Source organism: Alcaligenes sp. YSL9 (assembly GCF_030515105.1).
Taxonomy (GTDB): Bacteria; Pseudomonadota; Gammaproteobacteria; order Burkholderiales; family Burkholderiaceae_B; genus Alcaligenes; species Alcaligenes phenolicus.
Window position 1 is genome coordinate 419234 of record NZ_JALXJU010000002.1, and the last position, 22541, is coordinate 441774.

Below are 22541 nucleotides of genomic sequence, written 5' to 3' on the forward strand. Positions count from 1 at the left end.
TCAGAATCAGTTCAAGCGCCCATGGCACTGCTTGTATTTCTTGCCGCTGCCGCATGGGCAAGGATCGTTACGGCCCACGCGTGGCACTTCGCCCTTGGCCGCTTCGTCCAGACCGGGATCTTCACCGCTCAAGGCAGCATCGTAGTCCGAATGATGGAAACGGACATTGGAGTTGGCAGGAACCTCAACCGCGGCTTCCTCGACCTGCTCCGGAGTCTGAATACGCACGGTCATCAGCACTTTGACCACTTCATCACGCACACGGTCCAGCATGTCGGAGAACAGCTCGAAAGCTTCGCGCTTGTATTCCTGTTTGGGGTCTTTCTGGGCATAACCGCGCAGATGAATCCCCTGACGCAGGTGATCCAGGGCCTGCAAATGGCCACGCCATTGCGTATCAATGGACTGCAAGAGCACGGAACGCTCGAAATTGCCCCAGTTAGGCTGACCAACCAGATCAATCTTGGCTTGCAGCAGACGCTGGGATTCTTCGATAACGCGATCATGCAAGTCATCGTCGGTCAGATTGGATTCTTTCTCCAGCATTTCAGCCAAAGGCAGCTCAATCTGGAAGGTGCTCTGCAAAGCGGTGGTCAGGCCGGGGATATCCCATTGCTCTTCCATGGTGTCTTGCGGCACGTATTCACGGAACAGACGGCTGACGGCGGCTTCGCGCAGGCTGCTGATGGTGTCGGAAATATCAGCCGACTCCAGCACTTCATTACGCTGGGCGTAGATCACCTTGCGCTGATCGTTGGCCACGTCGTCATACTGCAGCAGCTGTTTACGAATATCGAAGTTGCGGGCCTCGACCTTGCGCTGAGCGGATTCGATGGAACGAGTCACCATGCGGGCTTCGATAGGCTCGCCTTCAGGCAAACGCAGACGCTCCATGATGGCGCGCACACGATCACCGGCGAAGATGCGCATCAGCGAATCTTCCAGCGACAGGTAGAAACGCGAGGAACCTGGGTCACCCTGGCGACCGGCACGACCACGCAGCTGGTTGTCAATACGGCGGGATTCGTGACGCTCGGTACCAATAATGCGCAAACCACCAGCCTGTTTGACCTGCTGGTTCAGCGGTTCCCAAGCAGCACGAATAGCCTGGATCTTGGCTTCTTTTTGCTCGGCACTCAGGGACTCGTCTTCACGCACCTGAGAAATTGCACGTTCGATGCTGCCACCCAAGACAATGTCCGTACCACGACCGGCCATATTGGTGGCGATGGTCACGTGACCGGGCATACCAGCTTCAGCCACGATGTCGGCTTCACGGGCGTGTTGCTTGGCGTTCAGTACCTCGTGCTTGACGCCAGCGGCATTCAGGCGTGTGGAGATCAGCTCGGAGTTTTCAATGCTGGTGGTACCCACCAGTACAGGCTGACCACGTTCGTGGCAGTCCTGAATGTCTTTCAGAATGGCATTGAACTTTTCGTCATCGGTTTTGAAGACCTGGTCGTTTTGGTCCTTACGGGCCAGCGGACGATTCGGTGGAATGATGACGGTTTCAAGACTATAGATTTCCTGGAACTCATAGGCTTCGGTATCGGCCGTACCCGTCATGCCCGACAGCTTGTCGTACATACGGAAGTAGTTCTGGAAAGTAATCGACGCCAGCGTCTGGTTTTCGTTCTGGATACGAACGCCTTCCTTGGCTTCCACAGCCTGGTGCAAGCCATCCGACCAGCGGCGACCAGCCATCAAACGGCCGGTAAATTCGTCCACAATCACCACTTCGCCGTCCTGGACCACGTATTGCTGATCGCGGAAGAACAGGTTGTGGGCGCGCAGGGCGACCATCAGGTGGTGCATCAGGGAAATGTGGCGTGGCTCGTACAGCGACTCGCCTTCGGGAAGCAAACCGATTTCGGTCAGGATCTGCTCGGCACGTTCGTGACCGGCTTCGGAAATATGAACCTGCTGGCCCTTTTCATCGACCCAGAAGTCGCCTTCGGGCTCGGGCTCGTGTGGACGAGGCTCTTGCGTCATGCGGGTCAGCATGGGCGGAACCACGTTCATGCGCACGTACAGCTCGGTATTGTCTTCGGCCTGTCCGGAGATGATCAGCGGTGTACGGGCTTCGTCGATCAGGATGGAGTCAACTTCGTCGACAATCGCGTAGGACAAACCGCGCTGGCGGCGATCCTCGGCGCGGTATTCCATATTGTCGCGCAGGTAGTCAAAACCAAATTCGTTGTTGGTACCGTAGGTAATGTCAGCCTGATAGGCAGCAATCTTCTCGGCATTGTCTTGCTGGGGAACTACGACCCCCACGCTCAGACCCAGGAAGTTGTACAGACGCCCCATCCAGTTCGCATCGCGTCGAGCCAGGTAATCGTTGACGGTCACCACGTGCACGCCTTTGCCGGACAGTGCATTCAGGTACACGGCCAAGGTCGCGGTCAGGGTTTTACCCTCACCCGTACGCATTTCGGAAATCTTGCCGTTGTGCAAGGCAATGGCACCGAGCATCTGCACGTCAAAGTGGCGCATGCCAAATACACGGACACCCGCCTCGCGCACTACAGCAAAAGCCTCGGGCAGGAGCGAGTTAAGCGAGGCGCCATCCTGAACACGTTGGCGCAGCTCCTGCGTCTTGGCTGCCAAGGCCTCGTCGCTCAGGCCCTGAATAGTAGGCTCAAGAGCATTAATCTGGGCGACCTGCTTACGGTACTGTTTGAGCAATCGGTCGTTACGACTGCCAATAAGCTTTTTCAGCAATGAAACCATTCTTGTGTCGTCAATGTAGGCGAGGCCGCAAGGGCTTGAATCTGTGCCTCGAGCCTATCTCTGGTTAAAAGGGATGCGCAAGCAAACAATCAGTTTAACGCACATGCTGCAAGACGGAACTACTTGTCCGAATCCAATTGCGCGATCTGCTGTTCTACATACTCACGCGCCGGCAGAAAAAGCTTGGGATCCAGAGCATGTCCGGCCATGCGCACTTCAAAGTGCAGGTGCGAGCCTGTGGACTGCCCGGTAGATCCGACACGGGCGATCAACTGCCCTTTTTCTACTACGTCGCCTAATTTAACAACGATTGATGACGCATGGGCGTATCGCGTGCTCATGCCATTGCCATGATTGATTTCCACCAGCTTGCCGTAACCTGTCATATAGCGGGCTTCCGATACCACCCCACCGGACGCGGCATAGATAGGCGTCCCCTTGGGTGCTGGAAAGTCCAAACCTTCGTGCAAGGCATGACGGCCCGAGATCGGGTGACGACGCCAGCCAAAGGAAGAAGCTACCTCGTCATAGTCCACCGGACGGTAATTGGGCAGACGTGCTTCGTTGCCGGTACGCTCGGTCAGCACGGAATCCAGCATTTGAAACCAGTCCTGTTGCTCGGACATCTGTTTGGCCAGATTATCCAGCTGCTCGCCCAGACGGTCGGCGTTCCAGACCAGGTCGGCTCCATCCATGCTGTCCATGACGGCCAGATCCTGCACGGGCATGGCACCGGCCAGCTCCGGATCGGTGTACTCAATGCCGGCCGCCTTGGCTACGCGCTTGCTGACACCGTCCATCTCGATCAGTTTGGCCTGCAAACCGCCGACTTTTTCGGCCAGGCGGGTCACGTTGTCCTGCATGGCAGCGGCCTGGCTCTGGGCCATATCCGCGTCCAGCGACACGCCACCGCGCTCACCCCAGTGCGACTGCACCAGAGCTCCCGCCGCTGCGGAAACGCCCAGCGATACCAGAGCCACCAGGGCGATCACCGTACGGCGCACCCCTTTGGCTTTGGCATCTAAGGACGTATAGTCTTTATGTTGATCCACTATCGTATAACCTCGAACATGACCTGGAAGCCCCCTTTTTCCTCATCCGCGCCAAAACGCAGTAGCGGGCAAAGCCACGCTTTGGGTTGGCTGGCCAGCGACCAGCAAGGTTCCCAGGTACTGGAAATGGCCCGGCAGCTGATGGCGGCGCAGACCCATGTAAGCAAAGCCTTGCCACCTGCTTTGGGCAAGGCTTGTAAAGTAGCCCGTATAGACAGACAGCAATTGACGCTGGCAGTTCCCAGCGCCGCACATGCGGCCAAGCTGCGTCAGCTGTTGCCCACTGTCACACGGCAGATGAATGCCGCTGGCTGGAACATTAGCGAGGCGCTGGTGCACGTGCAAGCCCATTTGTTTGCAGCTGTGACAGAAAAGCCCGCGCGCCAGGTACAAGTCCTGGACGAACGGGCCTTGGAATCATTTGAAAAGCTGCATGACTCATTGCCGCAAGGTCCCTTGGCGCAAGCCATCGAACGCTTGTTGCGTCATCATCGCGGCTAAGCAAAGCACCAGGATCGGGCCCCTAAGCAAGTATCAAGCGAATTTCCACTCGCTGGAAAAAGCGTGGGGTGCACTGGCAGCCGACTCGAAAGTCACCAGTTCCCAGCTATCCTGGGCGGCCAGCAAGGCACGCGCCAGCTGGTTATTCAAACCATGGCCGGATTTGCACGCCACATAGCGTGCAATCAGGGGGTGGCCAATCAGGTACAAGTCGCCAATAGCATCCAGAATCTTGTGCTTGACGAACTCGTCCTCGTAACGCAGACCGTCGCTGTTCAGGACACGGTACTCGTCCATGACGATGGCATTATCCAAACTGCCGCCACGGGCCAGACCGGCCGCACGCAAAGCTTCCACTTCGCTGGCGAACCCGAAGGTGCGCGCACGTGAAATAGTCTTCACGTACGAGTCATGCGCAAAATCCACCTCGGCAAAATTGGCCGTTGCATCAATGGCCGGGTGGTGAAAATCGATAGAAAACTGAAGGGCAAAGCCTTCGTAGGGCTCCAGACGGGCCCACTTGATGTCCTGCCCCTCGCCTTCAGAGACTTCGATGGGTTTGAGGACACGCAAAAACTTCTTGGCGGCTTCCTGCTCCTGCAAGCCCGCCGAACGCAACAAATACACAAATGTGCCGGCGCTGCCATCCATGATGGGCACTTCTTCAGCCGTCAGGTCCACGTGCAGATTATCAATGCCCAGGCCAGCGATGGCCGACATCAAATGCTCGACGGTTGAAACCCGAACATTATCCTTGATCAGCACCGAAGCCATACGCGTACCACCGACCTTGTCTGCCTGTGCGGGTAAATCCACGATTTCGGGCAGATCGATACGGTGAAACACAATACCCGTGTCAGGCGCAGCAGGGCGCAGTGTCAGTTCGACACGACGACCAGAGTGCAAGCCGACTCCTTTGGTACTGATGACATTCTTGATGGTGCGCTGACGAAGCATGGCTGTTCTTGTATTTGTAAAGTGTTGTTCGCAAAGACTATTGTAACCGTAATACGGGTTATCCACTATACGCTTTCTAAAAACATAAGCAATTGTCAAGCGTCAAACACCACGACACAACAAAGCACTTACGCCCCCTGAGCGCGAACGCCCAGGGGGAGTCGTGGGAGAAATCAAATTGGCGACTCGGGTAATCGCCGAACCTGATTTTTAATCAGCCTGCTTGCGCAAGAACGCCGGAATGTCGAAGTGATCCATACCGGCAGTCTCCAGTGCACGCACCTGAGCCGAAGCCTGGCTGCGTGGATTGCGGATGACGGCAGGCACGTCGGCGTTGGCGTAATCCGCACCGATGACAGGCATGTTGTCCGTACCTGTACGTAACACTTCTTCGTTGTTTTGTACCAACTGTGGGCGCGCTTGCTTGCGACCCAGGCCAGTAGCAACAACAGTCACACGCAGGCTGTCGCCCATGGACTCATCGTAAGCGGTACCAAAGATAACGGTGGCGTCTTCTGCAGCGTAGCCACGGATGGTGTCCATGATTTCGCGCGTTTCGCGCATCTTCAGGGACGACGAAGAGGTGATGTTCACCAGCATGCCGCGGGCACCGTGCAGGTCCACACCTTCCAGCAATGGGCAAGCGATGGCGCGCTCAGCCGCTTCACGAGCGCGGTTCGAGCCGGAAGCCACAGCGGTACCCATCATGGCCTGGCCTTGCTCGCCCATGATGGTTTTCACGTCTTCGAAGTCGACGTTCACGTTACCTTCAACATTGATGATCTCGGCAATACCGGCGCAGGCATTGTGCAAGACATCGTCAGCTGCCTTGAAGCAATCGGACTGTGTTGCGTCCTCATCCATCAAGTCGTACAGGTTTTCATTCAATACAACGATCAGGGAGTGAACGTGCTTGCTCAGCTCCTCGATCCCTTCTTCGGCCATGCGCAGACGGCGATTGCCTTCAAAGGAGAAAGGTTTGGTGACGACACCCACGGTCAAAATGCCCAATTCCTTGGCCACTTCAGCCACAACGGGGCTGGCACCCGTACCGGTGCCACCGCCCATACCGGCTGTAATAAACACCATGTTGGCGCCGTTCAATGCTGCGCGAATTTCTTCGCGAGCGGTTTCAGCGGCTGCACGGCCTTGGTCAGGCTTGGCACCGGCGCCCAGGCCGCTGCGGCCCAGACGAATCTGGATAGGTGCATCGCTGCTGGCCAGCGCCTGCGAATCGGTATTGGCGCAAATGAAATCAACGCCCTGAACACCAGAGTTGATCATATGCGTCACAGCGTTACCGCCTGCGCCGCCCACGCCCACGACCTTGATGACCGTGCCGCTACCGCTGGTATCTAACATTTCAAAGTTCATCATGATTGACTCCCACTCAAACACTTAATTAGTCAAGTTTCTACGTACTTCCCCGATACAACTGAAATTTGGAATCAGCTCAAAACATCTGCCAACCAAGGGGTTCGCACCCGGTTTGAACTGCCTCCTGGACCGCCCTTTCAGGCTGCCCGACCTGAGCGTCTTGCAACGCCCTTAATTCATGAACCATTCCTTCATACGGGCCATCAGACCTTTGACGCTGCCTTTTTGCTGAGCCACCTTGCGGCCACGAGCGCTTTGCAGGCGTGCCTCGGTCAACAAGCCCATCACGGTCGAAAAACGTGGGTTGCGCATGACATCAGCCAAGCTACCTTCATAGCTGGGCACAGCAATACGCACAGGTTTCAAGAACACGTCCTCGGCCAGCTCCACGATGCCCGGCAACATGGCCGTACCACCAGTCAACACCACGCCCGAGGACAGCAAGTCTTCGTAGCCCGATTCGCGCAGGCTTTGCTGCACAAAGGTAAACAGCTCTTCCACACGCGGCTCGATCACAGCACCCAGGGCCTGGCGCTTGACCTGGCGGTTGGGACGATCACCCAGACCGGGCACTTCAATCATTTCTTCCGGATGGGCCAGCGATTGCTTGGCCACACCAAAACGCAGCTTGATCTCTTCCGCATCCGGCGTAGGGGTGCGCAACATGGCGGCAATGTCGCTGGTGATCTGGTCGCCCGCGATCGGGATCACGTCGGTATGACGAATCGCACCGCCGGTGTAGATGGCGATATCGGTTGTACCGCCACCAATGTCTACCAGCACCACGCCCAGCTCTTTCTCGTCCGCCGTCAGGCAAGACAAGCTGGAGGCCAGAGGCTGCAAAATCAGGTCCTGTACTTCCAGACCACAACGACGCACACACTTGACGATGTTCTGCGCCGCGCTGACGGCACCGGTCACAATGTGTACCCGCACTTCCAGACGCAGACCGCTCATGCCTATGGGTTCGCGAATATCTTCTTGCGAATCCACGATGAACTCCTGCGTCAGCACGTGCAGCACTTGCTGGTCGGTGGGGATATTCACGGCCTTGGCCGTTTCAATCACGCGTGCCACATCGGTCGCTGTGACTTCCTTGTCTTTCACCGCCACCATGCCACTGGAGTTGAAGCTGGTAATGTGGCTGCCTGCAATTCCGGTGTAGACCTCACGGATCTTGCAATCGGCCATCAACTCCGCCTCTTCCAAAGCGCGCTGGATGGAATTGACTGTCGTCTCGATATTGACGACCACCCCTTTGCGCATGCCCTGGGATTCATGCTGTCCCAGACCAAGCACTTCAAACCGGCCTTCCGGCAGCACTTCGGCCACCACCGCAACCACTTTGCTGGTGCCGATGTCCAATGCAACGATCAGGTCTTTGATGTCACGAGTCATATGTTCTTTACTTCACAGGGGTAGATGAAACCGGAGCCAGCGTTATCGCAAAGCCATTCGGGTAACGTAAGTCGGCACTTTGCAAAGCACGGTCGCCAAGCCGTTGCATCAAGGCAGGCCAAGCCTGCACAAATCGTTCAACACGTACCGCAAAGGGCAATGCACCTTTACGACCGTGCGGGTCGGCAATATCAGCAGCCGGGTCACGCCCCAGGCTTAGCTGCATGCCGTTGGACAACACCACATCCCAGGCGTAGCGCGGGCTCAGCGTCACTTCACTGACCTGTACATCCAGCGGCCCAAACCAGCGTGCCAGCTCGGCATACCGTTGCACCACCAGACGCTCCGAATTCGGAGGACCGCTTAGCTGGGGTAAATCCACGTCATCAGGCACCACGGCTTTATTGGCCGAAAATGATTCACCCCAGGTGTTGATCATTTCGTCTTCGTTCCAATAGGCCAGCGGCTGCTGTTCTTCAATCCGTACCGACAAGCTATTGGGCCAAACGCGGCGGATCTGCGCGCGACGTACCCAAGGAGCCGTTTCAATCAGAGCGCGGGACTTGTCCAGATCTACGGTGAAGAAGTTGCCTTGCAGACGACCGGCAATCGTGGCTTTCACCCCTTCAGGAGTCACATAAGCCAGACGCTCGCCTTGCGAGGACTCGATCTGAATGCGTTCGATATTGAAGTACGGACGACGCACAGCCCAAACCACAACACTGATCACCAATGCCGATACCGCTAGCAAAGCCAGCGTATTGGCGATCAGGTTGGTCAGACGTGCATCGGAAAACATGAGTCAGGCTCCCCGTTCTATAAGCTGCGAGCAATGGCCTGCACCTTGCAGCGCGCCGTTGCCAAAATGTTCACGCACAACTGGGCGTAGCTGGTGCCCTCTGCTTTGGCTGCCATGGGCACCAAAGAGTGGCTGGTCATGCCCGGAGAGGTATTCATCTCCAGCAGCCAGGGGCGGTTTTGCTCGTCCAGCATGAAATCGGCACGGCCCCAGCCTTCGCAGCCCAGTGCATTGAACGCACGGACGGACAGATCCTGGATATGTGCCGTCAACTCAGGCGACAGATCTGCAGGACAGAAGTACTGGGTTTCGTCCGAGTAATACTTGTGTTCGAAGTCGTAATTGCCTTGTGGGGCCACAATATCGATCACGGGCAAGGCACGTGCCTGGGCGCCCACGCCGATGATGGGTACAGTCAATTCGCGACCACGAATGAATTGCTCAGCCAGCACGACCGTGTCGTAATGCATGGCGGTTTCAAAGGCGGCAACAGCCTCCTCGGCGCGGTCCACACGCACCACCCCCACGGTGGAACCTTCATGGGGCGGCTTCATGATCAGGGGCACACCCAGACGTTCAACCGCAGCGGCAACCTGGCTGACATGATCCAGCTGCGCAAAACCGGGAGTGGGCAAACCCAGGTGCTGCCAGATGTGCTTGGTCATGATCTTGTCCATGGCCAGGCCGGAGGCCATCACACCGCTGCCGGTGTAAGGAATGCCCATCCACTCCAAAGCACCCTGCAAGGTGCCGTCTTCGCCGTAACGACCATGCAAAGCAATAAACACGCGGTCAAAACCGGCCTGAGCCAGTTCGGTCAGTCCTTTCTCGCCCATATCGAACAAATGCGCATCCACGCCCATGCTGCACAGCGCTTCATGCACGCCTGCGCCAGACATCAAGGACACTTCACGTTCGGCGGACTTGCCGCCGTACAACACGCCGACCCGACCAAAATCCGCTGTCATGCCATTTCTCCCAATTGAGCAGGGATCCGGCTGATGGACCCTGCACCCATTACCAACACCACATCGCCGTCACGGACAAAGTCCAGAACGGCTTGTGCCATATCGCTGATTTCGGCCACGAAAATGGGTTCGACCTTGCCGAGCACACGCACTGCGCGACTCAAGGCACGGCCATCGGCGGCCACAAGGGGAGCCTCACCGGCGGGATAGACCTCTCCAAGGAGGACCGCATCGGCCTGGCTAAGTACCTGCACGAAATCTTCAAAGCAATCACGGGTGCGTGTGTAGCGGTGCGGCTGGAATGCCAGCACGATGCGGCGATCAGGCCAAGCACCACGTGCGGCCGCCAAGGTAGCAGCCATTTCGACAGGATGGTGACCATAATCGTCAACAACAGTAAACGTGCCACCACCTTGCGCCTGGGAAACCGGGAAGTCACCCACCATGGAGAAGCGGCGCCCCACGCCGGTGAACTCTTTCAGGCCACGGGCTATGACCTCGTCACTGACACCCAGCTCAGTGGCAACCGCAATGGCAGCCAAGGCATTGAGTACATTGTGCTTTCCGGGCAGATTCAGGCACACGGACAGCAGGGGAAGATCACCTGTGGCCCCTTTGCGCTGCACATCAAAACACATGGTGGTGCCACGGCTTTCGATGTTGATCGCGCGGACCTGGGCATCGGTATCAATGCCGTAAGTCGTGACAGGACGCGATACAAAAGGAATGATTTCGCGCACATTCGCATCGTCGTTGCACACGATCGCACTGCCGTAAAACGGCAGGCGGTGCGTGAAGTCGATGAAGGCGCTTTTCAGTCGGGCAACGTCATGACCATAGGTGTCCATATGGTCGACGTCGATATTGGTGATGATGGCCATCACCGGCAACAGGTTCAGGAAAGAAGCATCGGACTCATCCGCCTCCACCACGATGTAATCGCCCTGCCCCAAGCGGGCATTGGCACCGGCCGAATTCAGGCGACCACCGATCACAAAGGTGGGGTCCAGATCAGCCGCGCCCAGCAGGCTCGCTACCAGGCTGGTGGTGGTGGTCTTGCCGTGCGTACCAGCCACGGCAATGCCGCGCTTCAAGCGCATCAGCTCGGCCAGCATCAGGGCACGTGGCACCACCGGAATGCGGGCGGCACGCGCGGCCAGCACTTCGGGGTTGTCACCCGCAATGGCGGTGGAGGTGACGATAGCGCCCATGCCAGCGACGTTTTCGGCTTTATGGCCGATCACGATACGAGCACCCAGCTGCTCCAGGCGACGAGTCACCGCCGTTTCCTGAATATCCGAGCCACTGATGGCAAAGCCCAGGTTCAGCATGACTTCGGCAATGCCGCTCATGCCCGAGCCGCCAATCCCTACAAAATGAATATGTTGAATGCGGTGTTTCATCCCACCCTCCTTGCCGCCTGCTGACATGCTTCGGCAATCTGCTGCGTGGCATTCAACTGTGCATGTTCTTGCGCGTGGCTGGCCACACGACTTAATTCTTCACGGTTCAGTCCTTGCAACCACTGCGCAAGCCACTGAGCCGTCAACTCCGATTGTTTCTTGAGCCACGCACCCGAGCATTCGCTCAGGTAGCGGGCGTTGGCTGTCTGGTGATCGTCAATCGCGTGTGGCAGAGGCACGAACAGAGCCGCTACGCCGATTGCAGCCACTTCAGCTACCGTCATGGCACCGGCGCGACAAATCAGCACATCGGCCTCTTTCATGGCCTGCGCCATATCGCCAATAAAGGCCTTGCAGTCGGCCTGCACCTGATTGTCTGCGTAGCTTTGCTGCAAGCTTTCCAGATGCTGCTGGCCGGACTGATGGGTTACATGCGGACGCTGCTCGGCAGGGATCAGCGCCATGGCCTCAGGCACCACTTTGTTCAGCGCTGCAGCCCCCAGGCTGCCGCCCACCACCAGAATGCGTAGCGGTCCGCTGCGTTTGGCATAACGCTCGGCAGCCGAACCTTGGCCTACGAAAGCATCGCGCACCGGGTTGCCCACAGTTACTGCACCAGGCAAGGCACCGGGGAAGCCGGTCAACACACTGGTCGCCATTTTGGCCAGGTAGCGATTCGCCGTACCGGCCACCGCATTTTGCTCGTGCACTACCAGCGGGCGGCGCGACACAAAAGACATCAGGCCACCGGGGAAAGCCACGTAGCCGCCCATACCCAGTACCACATCCGGCTTGGCTTCCTGCAGGCAGCGATGCGCCTGCCAGCAGGCACGGATCAAAGTAAAGGGTAAAGAGAGCAATGCCTTCACGCCTTTGCCTCGTAGTCCGGAAAATCGCAGAGGCAGCATTTTAATCCCATGCTGTGGGACCAAGCTACCTTCCATGCGCTCGGGATGACCCAGCCACAACACTTGCCAGCCGCGTTGCTGCATGGCTTCAGCCACGGCCAGCCCGGGCATGATGTGCCCACCTGTACCGCCTGCCATGATCAGGATGGTTGGAGTGCTCATGTGCGCTTACCTCGCATCATTTGCCGATTCTCAAAATCCACCCGCAGCAACAAGGCAAAAGCCACCAGATTCATCACAATGCCCGAACCACCGTAACTGACCAAAGGCAAGGTCAGGCCCTTGGTAGGCAACAAACCCAGCACCACACCAATATTGATAAAAGCCTGCACGCCGAACCACAGCGCCACACCTTGAGCGACGACACCGCTGAACAAGCGATCCATGGCGCAGGCCTGACGACCAATATTGAAGCTGCGCCATACGACAAAGCCAAAGGTCAGGATCAGGGCGGCCACGCCAACAAAGCCCAGCTCTTCACCAATTACCGCGACGATGAAGTCGGTGTGGGCTTCAGGCAGGTAATGCAGTTTTTCCACGCTGGAACCCAGACCCACGCCAAACCATTCGCCTCGGCCCAAAGCAATCAGCGAGTGCGACAACTGATAGGCACTGCCATAAGCATTGTCAGGATTCCAGGGGTCCAGATACACGAACAAACGTTCACGACGCCAGGGCGAGAGCCAGATCAGCAAAAGGAAGCTGCTGACCATAATGCCCAGCAAGGCAGAGAACAACTTGCCGTTAATTCCGCCAATGAACAAAATGCCCACCGCAATGGCCACGATGACCATGAAGGCGCCCAAGTCAGGCTCCATCAACAGCAACACACCAACCAGACCCAGGGCCACCGCCATAGGCAGGAAACCCCGAATAAAGGTATGCAGATGCTGCTGCTTGCGCACGGTGTAATCAGCGGCATACAGAACCATGGCTACTTTCATCAGCTCCGAAGGCTGGAAGTTGATGATGCCCAAAGGCAACCAGCGACGTGCACCGTTTACTTCACGGCCAATGCCGGGAACCAGCACCACCAGCAGCAAGAAAATAGCCAGAGCAAACAGAGGCACGGCCAACTTCTGCCACACACGCAGCGGCACGGTTGCGGTAAACATGGCCAGCACCACACCCACCACAATGAACAAGGCGTGGCGAATTACAAAGTAGTAACGACCGTAGCTTTCATAGCGCGGTCCGTCTGCCAAAGCGATCGAGGCCGAATACACCATCAGCAAACCAAACAGGGTCAGCATCAGTGTGGCGGCCAGCAAGGGGCGATCAAACGCAGGCAATGCCGTGCGTCCGGGACGTACGGCATTGACACCCGAGGTCAGCTCAGCAAACAGACTCATGCCGGCTCTCCTCTATCCAGTGCCATCTCGGTCACGGCGGCGACAAAACACATGCCGCGATGGTGATAGCTTTTGAACATATCCATGCTGGCGCAGGCCGGAGACAGCAAGACCACATCGCCCGAACGCGCCTGCTCGGCAGCAGCTTGCACAGCAGCTTCCAGACCCTCGCAGAAACGATAACGGACATCATGAGCGTCCAGAACAGAGGCAATCAGCTTGGCGTCCTGCCCAATCAAAAACACTTCGGCCACATTCGAGGCAGCCGCAACGGCCAGCGGCTCAAAATCCTGGCCCTTGCCCAAACCACCGGCAATCAGCCAGACACGCTGATCAAACCCGCGCAAGGCGGCAACAGTCGCGCCGACATTAGTACCTTTGCTGTCATCCAGATATTGAACACCGTCCATCACACGCACCAGTTCGACACGGTGCGGCTCCCCTTGATAGGTGCGCAGACCATTGAGCAACTCAGCCCAACCCAGACCCAGACAACGAGCCAGCAACAAGGCTGCTTGGGCATTCAAGGCGTTGTGACGCCCCTTGATCTGCAAAGCCTCAACCGGCATCAAGCGTTTCAAGCCACCTTTACCGCGCACGGCAGGCTCAGCCGGTGCATTACGTTTTTTCAGGCCTGTGGCCGGCAGCTCAAAATCGGTAGGCTCATTGGTCACCAACCACTGCATGCCGCCATCCGTCAGCAAGCCCATATCGCCCAGCAAAGCGGGCTGGTCCAAACCGAAGCTGCGCACCGACTCCTGGCTGGCATCGGGAATCATGGCCATAACGGCTGGATCATCACGATTGACCAAGGCCACATCACACATGCTGTACATGCGCTGCTTGGACTCGACGTAAGCGTCCATGCCGCCATGCCAGTCCAGATGGTCCTGGGAGATATTCAGTACAACGCCAGCATCTGCCTGCAAGCTAAAGGTGCTGTCCAACTGGAAGCTGGACAACTCCAGAACCCAGACCTGAGGCAAGGCATTGTTTTCCAGAGCGTCGCACAGGGCGGTCAGCGCAGCAGGGCTGATATTGCCCACGGCCAGTGCAGAAACACCTGCCTGCTCCAGCAAGTGGCGCGTCATGGCTGTGACGGTAGTCTTGCCATTGGTGCCGGTAATGGCCACCACACGGCTTTCATGGCCTTGATCAGCCAGGTCTTTCAAGGCACGGGCAAATAGCTCGATCTCGCCAATGACTTCGATTCCACGATCTCGTGCCTGGCTTAAAAAGGCGGCCAGAGCAGGATCCAGGGGCGACAAGCCTGGGCTGATCACCAGGGTATGCACGTCGCTCAGGCTATCGGCCTGCAAGGCGTTCTGCCCCAGACGCACGTCCAGAGGCGCGTTGCTCAGGGCCTGAAGCTTGTCCAGACCCTGCACGTTCTCGCGTGTATCCGCCAAACGAATGCTGGCCCCCTGGGCCAAAGACCAGCGAGCCGCAGCAAAGCCTGTCTCGCCTAACCCCAGGATAAGCATGAGACCGTCTTTACGGATCGAAGGAAAACTCAACGCATTCATCGCAATTTCAATGTAGACAGACCGACCATGACCAGCATCATGGTGATGATCCAGAAGCGAACCACCACCTGTGTTTCTTTCCAGCCGCCAACTTCAAAGTGATGGTGCAGCGGCGCCATACGGAACATTCGTCTGCCCTGCCCGTAGCGTTTCTTGGTGTACTTGAACCAGGTCACCTGCAGCATCACCGACAAGGTTTCCACCACAAACACGCCACCCATAATGAACAGCACGATTTCCTGGCGAACGATCACCGCAATCGTGCCCAGCGCACCGCCCAGGGCCAGCGCACCCACATCACCCATGAACACTTGGGCGGGATAGGCGTTGAACCACAAAAAGGCCAGACCGGCACCGGCAATGGCCGCACAGATCACCATCAACTCGCCCGCGCCGGGGATATAGGGGAACAAGAGATATTTGGAGTAGTCGACCCGGCCAACCACGTAGGCAAAAATGCCCAGGGCAGCGCCCACCAGCACGGTAGGCATGATGGCCAGACCGTCCAGGCCGTCCGTCAGGTTGACAGCGTTGCTGGAGCCAACAATCACTGCCCAGGTCAATACCACAAAGCCCAGCACACCCAGCGGGTAGCTGACGGACTTGAAGAACGGCACGATCAGGTCAGCCTGCGTAGGCAGGGGCATGGTGAAGCCGCTCAGGACCCACTCTTTGAACAAGGGCCACAGCTCAGTATTGGCAGGCACCGAAACGGCAAAGCTCAGGTACACGGCCGCAACGATACCGATCAAGGCTTGCCAGAAAAATTTCTGACGCGAGGACATGCCTTCGGGGTCACGATTGACGACTTTCTTGTAGTCGTCTGCCCAACCAATCCAGCCAAAACCAAAAGTCACCAGCAGAACAACCCACACAAAACGGTTGGTCCAGTCTGCCCACAACAAGGTACTGATACCGATAGAAATCAGGATCAGGACACCGCCCATGGTGGGCGTGCCGTTCTTTTGCAAATGCGATTCCGGACCGTAAGCGCGGACAGCCTGACCAATCTTCAGTTCGGTCAACTTGCGAATCACCCAGGGTCCTGCCAACAAGCCAATTGCCAGCGCAGTGGCGCTGGCCAAAATAGCACGCAGGGTGATGTACTCAAACACCCCAAAGGCGCGAATATGATCGTCCGATAGCCAACGTGCCAGTTCAAGAAGCATGAGTGGCCCCTTCGTTATGGGAGAAGTGGTTTTCCAGGGCGGCAACCACACGCTCCATACGGGCGCTGCGCGAACCCTTGATCAACACATGGGATGGCTCCAGGGCCAGCAGATAAGCCACCATGTCTTCCAAAGTCTCGAATTGATGCGCACGCGCACCAAAAGCCTGGGCAGCATGGCTGGCATCGCCACCCAAGGTCAGCAATTCATCCATGCCACGCTCTTTGGCGTAGGCACCCACTTCAGCGTGCAATTCGGAGCTGTTATCACCGATCTCGGCCATATTGCCCAGCACCAGCACCTTGCGGCCTTTCAGCTGTGCCAGCACATCAATGGCAGCACGTACCGAATCCGGGTTGGCGTTGTAGGTGTCGTCAATCAACTGGTAACCGGAAGACAGCTGCTTGGGCTGCATACGGCCCGTGACAGGACGGAAGCTTTCCAGACCCTGCACAATCGCGCTCAACGGCGCACCGGCGGCATGAGCGCAAGCGGCAGCGGCCAAGGCATTGCGCAGGTTGTGGATACCGGGGCTGTTCAAGGTCAGGGCAGAAGACTGACCTGCCACATGCAACACAAAACGGGTTTGAGCTGGCTCGACAAACATATCGGCCGCAAAGACCGTTTCCTGACCGCTCAGGCCAAAACGCAATACGGGACGCTGACCAGCCTGCTCAGCCCACATGGCGCTGAAGGCATCATCATCAGGAATCACCAGCGCGCCATCTTGTGGCAGCGCGTCGATCACGGCACCGTTTTCACGAGCCACTGCTTCCACACTGTGCATGAACTCCTGGTGTTCACGCTGTGCGTTATTGATCAGGGCAATCGTGGGGCGAGCCATGGACGCCAGCACGGCAATCTCACCGGGGTGGTTCATGCCCATTTCCAGAACGGCGGCTTTGTGCTCGGAGCTCAAACGCAGGATGGACAGGGGTACGCCCAGATCGTTGTTCAAATTACCGCGAGTTGCCAGGCTTTCTGCTTCGCCCAACCAGGCGCGCAAGATCGCGGCAATCATTTCCTTGGTCGTGGTCTTGCCATTGCTGCCGGTCACGCCAATGACAGGGATGTCAAAGCGCGAGCGCCACTCGGTCGCCAAGGTCATCAGCGCACGACGCGTATCGCCCAGCACAATTTGTGGCAGTTCGACGTCGGCATCACGCTGAGCCACGAGGGCCGCCACAGCGCCCTGCTCTTTCGCTTTTTCCAGATAGCGATGACCATCGAACTGCTCGCCGCTCAGGGCCAGGAACACATCACCTTTGCTCAGGCTGCGGGAGTCGGTGCTCAAACGCACGCCACGCAACCACAGCAAGGCGGCTTTGGCCCAGTCGGAATCGTCAAACACAGAGCGCTCGCCCTGCACTTCCTGGTAGGTTTCGTGGCCCTTACCGGCCAGCAAAACAATATCTTCAGGGCTGGCAGCCCAGATCGAAGACAGGATGGCGCGAGCCCGATCCATTTGCACGGCCGGCGCTTCAGGCATACCAGCCACGATCTGACGAATGATTTCGGCAGGATCTTCAAAACGAGGGTTGTCGGTCGTGACCAGAACGCTGTCAGCCAGACGAGCCGCCACTTCACCCATAATGGGGCGCTTGGCCGTGTCGCGGTTACCGCCGCAACCAAATACGCAAATCAGCTTGCCGCCACGTACGCTGGCCACTTCACGCAAGGCTTGCAGGGCGCGTTCCAGTGCATCGGCAGTATGAGCGTAATCCACCACGACCAAAGGCAAGGGCTGACGACCTGCGGTGCTCTTGGGCGTCACAATTTGCAAACGGCCAGGCACGGACTCCAGCTTGTCCATGATGCGAGCGATCTTGGACACGGGCCAGCCTACTTCTTGCAGCACACCGGCCACCAGCAAGAGGTTGGCCACGTTATGCTCACCCAGCAGGTGAGTCAGAATTTGGGCGGTGCCGTGAGCAGTCACCAGATTGAATACCTGGCCGTCGGCACCGGTATGCACGTCCTGAGCCAGCAAATCTACCTCGGGCTGGCTCATGGAGTAGGAAATCACACGGGCGGCCAGACCGGCCTGCATCAATTCACGGCCCGTTTCATCGTCAGCGTTCACGACGGCGCTACGCAGACCAGGCCAACTGAACAGGCGCAGCTTGGCCTGTTTGTACTCTTCCATGCTGTGGTGATAGTCCAGATGATCATGCGTCAGGTTCGTGAACCCGGCAATATCAATACGGACACCATCCAGACGGCCCTGTTCCAGACCAATGGACGAGGCTTCCAGGGCCACGGCATTGCCGCCTTGGGCGCGAATAGCAGCCAGGCTACGGTGTACGGTCAGCACGTCCGGCGTGGTCAGGACGCCACCCAGATTGGAGCCATCGGGCAAGGTCACGCCCAGCGTACCGATCGTGCCGCAAGGCACTTGGGAATGATTCAAGGCCGACGCCACCCACTGCACGGTGGACGTCTTGCCATTGGTGCCGGTCACCGCCACGACAGTCATGGCCTCGGAAGGACGGCCCCACCATTCGTGGGCCACTTCACCCAGCAAGGCACCCAGATTGGGAACCTGCAAAACAGGCACACCGGGATCAACTGTTTGATCGCCCTGCTCGCGCACAATGGCCACAGCACCTTGCTGCACAGCCTGAACTTCGTACTCACGACCATCACCCTGATGGCCGCGGCAGGCGAAAAACGCATCACCCGCCTTGATCTGGCGGGAATCCAAACACAGATTAGCCGTGGGCGCTACATGCTGCGCCAGCCACTCCAATATTGCTGCGGCGTTCATCGTACATTCTCCGCACCGGGGCCAACGGCCACCAGCGAATCTATGGGCGCATCAGGCTGGACACCTAGGCGTCGCAAGCTCCGGGCCACAATTTCTGAAAAAATCGGCGCGGCAATACGCCCGCCGTAATAATTGGAACTATGTGGTTCGTCAATCGTGACGGCCACCACAATGCGAGGATCGGAGACAGGCGCGAAGCCGACAAAAGAGCCGCGATACAAGGACTTGCTGTAGCGACCATCCACAATCTTGCGGGCCGTACCGCTCTTGCCAGCGACGCGATAGCCTTGCACCTGAGCCAGACGGGCACCGGCGGGACCCGCCGCGGCTTCCAGCATGGCGCGAACTTCCGCGGCCACTTTAGGTGTGTAAACCTGAACGCTGGCAGGCTTGCCTTCACGCTTGAGCAAAGTCATGGAAACCATGTCGCCATTACGCGCAAACGCCGTGTAGGCGTGGGCAATTTGCAGCAGGGAAACCGACAGGCCGTAGCCATACGACATGGTGGCGCGCTCGATGGGACGCCAGCGCTCCCAGGGGCGCAGTCTTCCGCTGGCAATACCGGGAAAATCGGCCTGCGGAGAACGGCCAAAACCCAGCTCGGTAAACTTGTTCCACATTTCCTGCGAAGTCAGGCGCTCGGAAATCATGGTCATGCCAATATTGCTGGACCGACGCAAAATACCGGCAGCATCCAGCATGCCATTGTTGCGACTAACGTCACTGATCACGCTACCTTGGTAGCGGTACTGACCATTGCCCGTGTTGAACTGGGTGGCGGTGGTGATGCGGTTGATATCCAGCGCCAGAGCCACGGTAAACGGCTTCATGATGGAACCGGGCTCAAAGGTGTCGGTCAAGGCACGGTTACGCAGGGCCGGACCCTTGCGATCATCCCGGTCGTTGGGGTTGTAGGTAGGCAAGTTCACTAGGGCCAGAATCTCCCCGGTTTTCACGTCCATGACCACGGCCGCAGCGGCATTGGCCTTGACGTCTTCCATACCTTTTTTCAAGGCAGTGTACGCGTCGAACTGCAAGCCGGCATCAATGGACAAGTGCAAATCCTGACCGTGGGTAGGTGGGATGATGGCGCGCACGTCCTCCACCACACGTCCCAGACGGTCACGAATTACGCGGCGCGAACCGGGCGTGCCGGACAAGGCAGAGTTGAAGGCAAGCTCAATGCCCTCGATGCCCTGGTCTTCAATATTCGTAAAGCCCACAATGTGCGCCATGACATCCCCTTCGGGATAGAAACGACGCATTTCTTCTTGTTGGTGGATACCAGGGATTTTCAGTTCAGCGATTTGAGCCGCCACATCCACATCCACCTGACGCTTGATGTAGACGAAGTTACGATCTTCAACGGACAGACGACGCTCGATATCGGACTGCCCCATACCAAGGAGCTTGGCCAACTGACCGATCTGCTCGGGTTTGGCATTCCGAGCATCATCAGGAATAGCCCAGATGGCTTTGACAGGCACACTGGAGGCCAGCACCACAGAACCCGTACGATCAAAAACCTTGCCACGCATGGGCGGCAGCACCTGGGTGCGCTCGTAACGGCGCTCGCCTTGCTGCTGCAAAAATTCGGTAGACAGGCCCTGCAAATACAAAGCCTTGACGATCAGGGCGCCAAAACCCAGAAACAAGAGGACCAGCACCAAACGCGAGCGCCAGAATGGAATCTGGACGCTCAGGACGGGATTTTCGTGATAGCCGAATCGTTTCATGGCCGCCCTCCGGACTGCGCCTGGGTCGAGCTCAGCTCACCCCCTTGCAAATAGAGAGTGCGCTCGGGAGAGCTCAACACCAGGCCCAATTCGTTGCGACCAATATCGTCTACGCGAGCGTTACGGGCCAGCTCGGCCCGTTCCAGTTGCAGACGACGCCAGTCCGTATCCAGTTCACCGGCTTTGGTGACCAGACGATCGGTTTGCACAAACAGCTCGCGCGCCTGATAGCGCGCCGTCACCAAAGAGATGGCCGAAAGCATCAACACCAAAGAGAGGGTGATGACCAGGCGCATCATCGGCGGCCTCGCTTGCCGGCGGGCTGTCGGCTATAGGCGGCCTGTTGCAGCAGACGCTCGCTGGCGCTGCGCATCCAGTCCTGGGGGATGGGGGTGTCGGTGCGTTGCACCACACGTAATACCGCCGAGCGGGCTCGGGGGTTGTCGCTGGACTCCTCGTCGGTGGGCAAGATTCTGCCCAAAGACTGCACCAGAGGCTGGGGCAAGTCTTTTTCTAGGATAGGTAGACGTGACTGTTCCTGCGCGGGACGCGCAGCTGCGTTCATGAACTGTTTGACCATGCGGTCCTCCAGTGAATGAAATGCAATCACCGCAAGCCTGCCCCGAGTCGCCAATCGACTCAGAATTGACGGAAGCGCGTGCGCGAGCTCTTCGAGCTCACGATTGAGGTAAATCCGTATAGCCTGGAAGGTCCTGGTTGCCGGATGTTGACCCTTTTCGCGCGTGCGGACGACACCGGCGACGAGCTCGGCGAGATCACGCGTTGTATGTAGCGGGCGGGATTGGCGGCGATCAACAATCGCCTTTGCAATCTGGAAAGCAAACCGTTCTTCGCCATATTCTGCAATGACCTCCTTTAAAACCTCTACGCTGACCTCGGCCAGCCACTGTTCAGCGGTCAAACCACCGCTGGTATCCATGCGCATGTCCAACGGACCTTCGCGCATAAAAGAGAAACCTCGTTCTGCGTCGTCGATTTGTGGCGAGGAAATGCCCAAATCCATCATGACGCCTTGCAATGGCCCCACATCCAGCTCGTCCAGAGCCTTGGCCAAATCACCAAAACCACTATGTACAACCGTCACACGGCTATCTTGTGCTGCCAGCTCCTGGGCCACGGCGATCGCTTGCGGATCCTTGTCGATCACGATCAGGCGCCCCTGGGGACTCAAGTGCGACAACAAGAGACGGCTGTGACCGCCACGACCAAAAGTGCAATCGACGTACACACCATCGACCAAACCCTGGATTTCGGGGTTTTGCGCCCAGCGCCGGGCCTCAAAGGACGGATCCACGAGGGCCGCCACCGTAGGCTCCAGCAGCACGGATCGATGTACCAGCGTCATGACTTACTCAGAAAGAAAAAGTGTCGAATACGTCTGTGGAGTTTTCAGCCAGATCCTGGGCCTGTCGGCGTTCCAGTTCCTGCGCATTCCACAACTCAAAATGGGTGGCCATACCCAGCAGCATGGCGTCGCGCTCCAACCCCACTGCGGTGCGCAGTTCGGGAGCGATCAATATCCGACCAGCGGAGTCCAGATCAACGTCCTGAGCACTACCCAGCAGCAGGCGTTGCAAGAAACGGGCACTCATGGGGAAGCGGGCAATTTGTTCGCGCTTTTCTTCCCACACACTGCGCGGATACACCAGCAAACAGCCGTCGGGATGGCGAGTGAGGGTCAAGCGGCCTTGTTCCTGCTGCAAAAGCGCGTCACGGTGCCGAGTCGGAATGGACATCCGACCCTTAGCATCCAGTGTGAGTGCGCTGCTGCCTTGGAACACTATTTTCCCCCACTTTTTTACACTATTTCCTACTTTTCCCCACTCTACGGGGGAAAGCCTTTGCGGTCAAGGCAGTGGTTGCAATTTTTTCAA

Annotated in this window: 18 protein-coding genes; 1 reads left to right on the plus strand and 17 read right to left on the minus strand. The window is 57.7% G+C overall.

Annotated elements, in window-relative coordinates; translation table 11 throughout:
• Positions 1–6: 6 nt before the first annotated feature.
• Positions 7–2733, minus strand: a complete 2727-nt coding sequence (gene secA / locus M2Q46_RS10055) for a preprotein translocase subunit SecA (RefSeq protein WP_009455031.1) — start codon at positions 2731–2733, stop codon at positions 7–9.
• A gap of 119 nt (positions 2734–2852) precedes the next feature.
• Positions 2853–3785: a M23 family metallopeptidase gene (locus tag M2Q46_RS10060; RefSeq protein ID WP_009455033.1), complete on the minus strand. Its 933-nt coding sequence runs from the start codon at positions 3783–3785 to the stop codon at positions 2853–2855.
• 18 nt (positions 3786–3803) lie between these two features.
• On the opposite strand from M2Q46_RS10060, the gene M2Q46_RS10065 reads away from it, so the two are divergent.
• Complete coding sequence (locus tag M2Q46_RS10065) at positions 3804–4286, plus strand: DciA family protein (RefSeq protein WP_115634326.1); 483 nt, start codon at positions 3804–3806, stop codon at positions 4284–4286.
• Positions 4287–4319: 33 nt separating this feature from the next.
• Here the strand turns inward: M2Q46_RS10065 and lpxC are convergent, their stop codons facing one another.
• The 15 genes from lpxC to mraZ all read right to left on the minus strand — a co-directional run bounded on the left by lpxC (position 4320) and on the right by mraZ (position 22448).
• Positions 4320–5243: a UDP-3-O-acyl-N-acetylglucosamine deacetylase gene (lpxC, locus tag M2Q46_RS10070; RefSeq protein WP_026485180.1), complete on the minus strand. Its 924-nt coding sequence runs from the start codon at positions 5241–5243 to the stop codon at positions 4320–4322.
• A gap of 210 nt (positions 5244–5453) precedes the next feature.
• Positions 5454–6620 (minus strand): cell division protein FtsZ, encoded by a 1167-nt coding sequence (ftsZ, locus tag M2Q46_RS10075; RefSeq protein WP_035271073.1) that lies wholly within the window; start codon positions 6618–6620, stop codon positions 5454–5456.
• 171 nt (positions 6621–6791) lie between these two features.
• Entirely contained in the window at positions 6792–8018 is a 1227-nt protein-coding gene (gene ftsA, locus M2Q46_RS10080; protein ID WP_009455039.1) for a cell division protein FtsA, read from the minus strand.
• 7 nt (positions 8019–8025) lie between these two features.
• Complete coding sequence (locus tag M2Q46_RS10085; protein WP_009455041.1) at positions 8026–8817, minus strand: cell division protein FtsQ/DivIB; 792 nt, start codon at positions 8815–8817, stop codon at positions 8026–8028.
• Positions 8818–8834: 17 nt separating this feature from the next.
• Positions 8835–9785, minus strand: coding sequence for a D-alanine--D-alanine ligase (locus M2Q46_RS10090; RefSeq protein WP_035271076.1), 951 nt, complete (start codon positions 9783–9785; stop codon positions 8835–8837).
• On the minus strand, positions 9782–11188 hold the full coding sequence (gene murC, locus M2Q46_RS10095; protein WP_022983453.1) for a UDP-N-acetylmuramate--L-alanine ligase: 1407 nt from the start codon (positions 11186–11188) through the stop codon (positions 9782–9784). Before murC ends, M2Q46_RS10090 begins: the two co-directional genes overlap by 4 nt.
• The gene (murG, locus tag M2Q46_RS10100; RefSeq protein ID WP_226348922.1) at positions 11185–12258 is read right to left on the minus strand and encodes an undecaprenyldiphospho-muramoylpentapeptide beta-N-acetylglucosaminyltransferase; all 1074 of its coding nucleotides are present in this window, start codon (positions 12256–12258) and stop codon (positions 11185–11187) included. The genes murC and murG overlap by 4 nt, the downstream gene beginning before the upstream one ends.
• Positions 12255–13448, minus strand: coding sequence for a putative lipid II flippase FtsW (gene ftsW / locus M2Q46_RS10105; RefSeq protein ID WP_022983452.1), 1194 nt, complete (start codon positions 13446–13448; stop codon positions 12255–12257). The genes murG and ftsW overlap by 4 nt, the downstream gene beginning before the upstream one ends.
• Entirely contained in the window at positions 13445–14974 is a 1530-nt protein-coding gene (gene murD, locus M2Q46_RS10110) for a UDP-N-acetylmuramoyl-L-alanine--D-glutamate ligase (protein ID WP_302357175.1), read from the minus strand. The genes ftsW and murD overlap by 4 nt, the downstream gene beginning before the upstream one ends.
• Complete coding sequence (gene mraY / locus M2Q46_RS10115; RefSeq protein ID WP_035271084.1) at positions 14971–16143, minus strand: phospho-N-acetylmuramoyl-pentapeptide-transferase; 1173 nt, start codon at positions 16141–16143, stop codon at positions 14971–14973. Before mraY ends, murD begins: the two co-directional genes overlap by 4 nt.
• On the minus strand, positions 16133–18910 hold the full coding sequence (gene murF / locus M2Q46_RS10120) for a bifunctional UDP-N-acetylmuramoyl-L-alanyl-D-glutamate--2,6-diaminopimelate ligase MurE/UDP-N-acetylmuramoyl-tripeptide--D-alanyl-D-alanine ligase MurF (protein ID WP_302357182.1): 2778 nt from the start codon (positions 18908–18910) through the stop codon (positions 16133–16135). The genes mraY and murF overlap by 11 nt, the downstream gene beginning before the upstream one ends.
• Positions 18907–20646 (minus strand): penicillin-binding protein 2, encoded by a 1740-nt coding sequence (locus tag M2Q46_RS10125; RefSeq protein WP_035271088.1) that lies wholly within the window; start codon positions 20644–20646, stop codon positions 18907–18909. Before M2Q46_RS10125 ends, murF begins: the two co-directional genes overlap by 4 nt.
• Positions 20643–20945: a cell division protein FtsL gene (ftsL, locus tag M2Q46_RS10130; RefSeq protein WP_268380786.1), complete on the minus strand. Its 303-nt coding sequence runs from the start codon at positions 20943–20945 to the stop codon at positions 20643–20645. Before ftsL ends, M2Q46_RS10125 begins: the two co-directional genes overlap by 4 nt.
• Positions 20942–22012, minus strand: a complete 1071-nt coding sequence (rsmH, locus tag M2Q46_RS10135; protein ID WP_268380789.1) for a 16S rRNA (cytosine(1402)-N(4))-methyltransferase RsmH — start codon at positions 22010–22012, stop codon at positions 20942–20944. Before rsmH ends, ftsL begins: the two co-directional genes overlap by 4 nt.
• Before the next feature lie 7 nt (positions 22013–22019).
• Entirely contained in the window at positions 22020–22448 is a 429-nt protein-coding gene (mraZ, locus tag M2Q46_RS10140; RefSeq protein WP_009455053.1) for a division/cell wall cluster transcriptional repressor MraZ, read from the minus strand.
• Positions 22449–22541: the final 93 nt, after the last annotated feature.

Coding starts and splice junctions, on each gene's coding strand:
- secA (WP_009455031.1), bottom strand. CDS start 2,733: ATGGTTTCATTGCTGAAAAAGCTTATTGGCAGTCGTAACGACCGATTG.
- M2Q46_RS10065 (WP_115634326.1), top strand. CDS start 3,804: ATGACCTGGAAGCCCCCTTTTTCCTCATCCGCGCCAAAACGCAGTAGC.
- lpxC (WP_026485180.1), bottom strand. CDS start 5,243: ATGCTTCGTCAGCGCACCATCAAGAATGTCATCAGTACCAAAGGAGTC.
- ftsZ (WP_035271073.1), bottom strand. CDS start 6,620: ATGATGAACTTTGAAATGTTAGATACCAGCGGTAGCGGCACGGTCATC.
- ftsA (WP_009455039.1), bottom strand. CDS start 8,018: ATGACTCGTGACATCAAAGACCTGATCGTTGCATTGGACATCGGCACC.
- M2Q46_RS10085 (WP_009455041.1), bottom strand. CDS start 8,817: ATGTTTTCCGATGCACGTCTGACCAACCTGATCGCCAATACGCTGGCT.
- M2Q46_RS10090 (WP_035271076.1), bottom strand. CDS start 9,785: ATGACAGCGGATTTTGGTCGGGTCGGCGTGTTGTACGGCGGCAAGTCC.
- murC (WP_022983453.1), bottom strand. CDS start 11,188: ATGAAACACCGCATTCAACATATTCATTTTGTAGGGATTGGCGGCTCG.
- murG (WP_226348922.1), bottom strand. CDS start 12,258: ATGAGCACTCCAACCATCCTGATCATGGCAGGCGGTACAGGTGGGCAC.
- ftsW (WP_022983452.1), bottom strand. CDS start 13,448: ATGAGTCTGTTTGCTGAGCTGACCTCGGGTGTCAATGCCGTACGTCCC.
- murD (WP_302357175.1), bottom strand. CDS start 14,974: ATGAATGCGTTGAGTTTTCCTTCGATCCGTAAAGACGGTCTCATGCTT.
- mraY (WP_035271084.1), bottom strand. CDS start 16,143: ATGCTTCTTGAACTGGCACGTTGGCTATCGGACGATCATATTCGCGCC.
- murF (WP_302357182.1), bottom strand. CDS start 18,910: ATGAACGCCGCAGCAATATTGGAGTGGCTGGCGCAGCATGTAGCGCCC.
- M2Q46_RS10125 (WP_035271088.1), bottom strand. CDS start 20,646: ATGAAACGATTCGGCTATCACGAAAATCCCGTCCTGAGCGTCCAGATT.
- ftsL (WP_268380786.1), bottom strand. CDS start 20,945: ATGATGCGCCTGGTCATCACCCTCTCTTTGGTGTTGATGCTTTCGGCC.
- rsmH (WP_268380789.1), bottom strand. CDS start 22,012: ATGACGCTGGTACATCGATCCGTGCTGCTGGAGCCTACGGTGGCGGCC.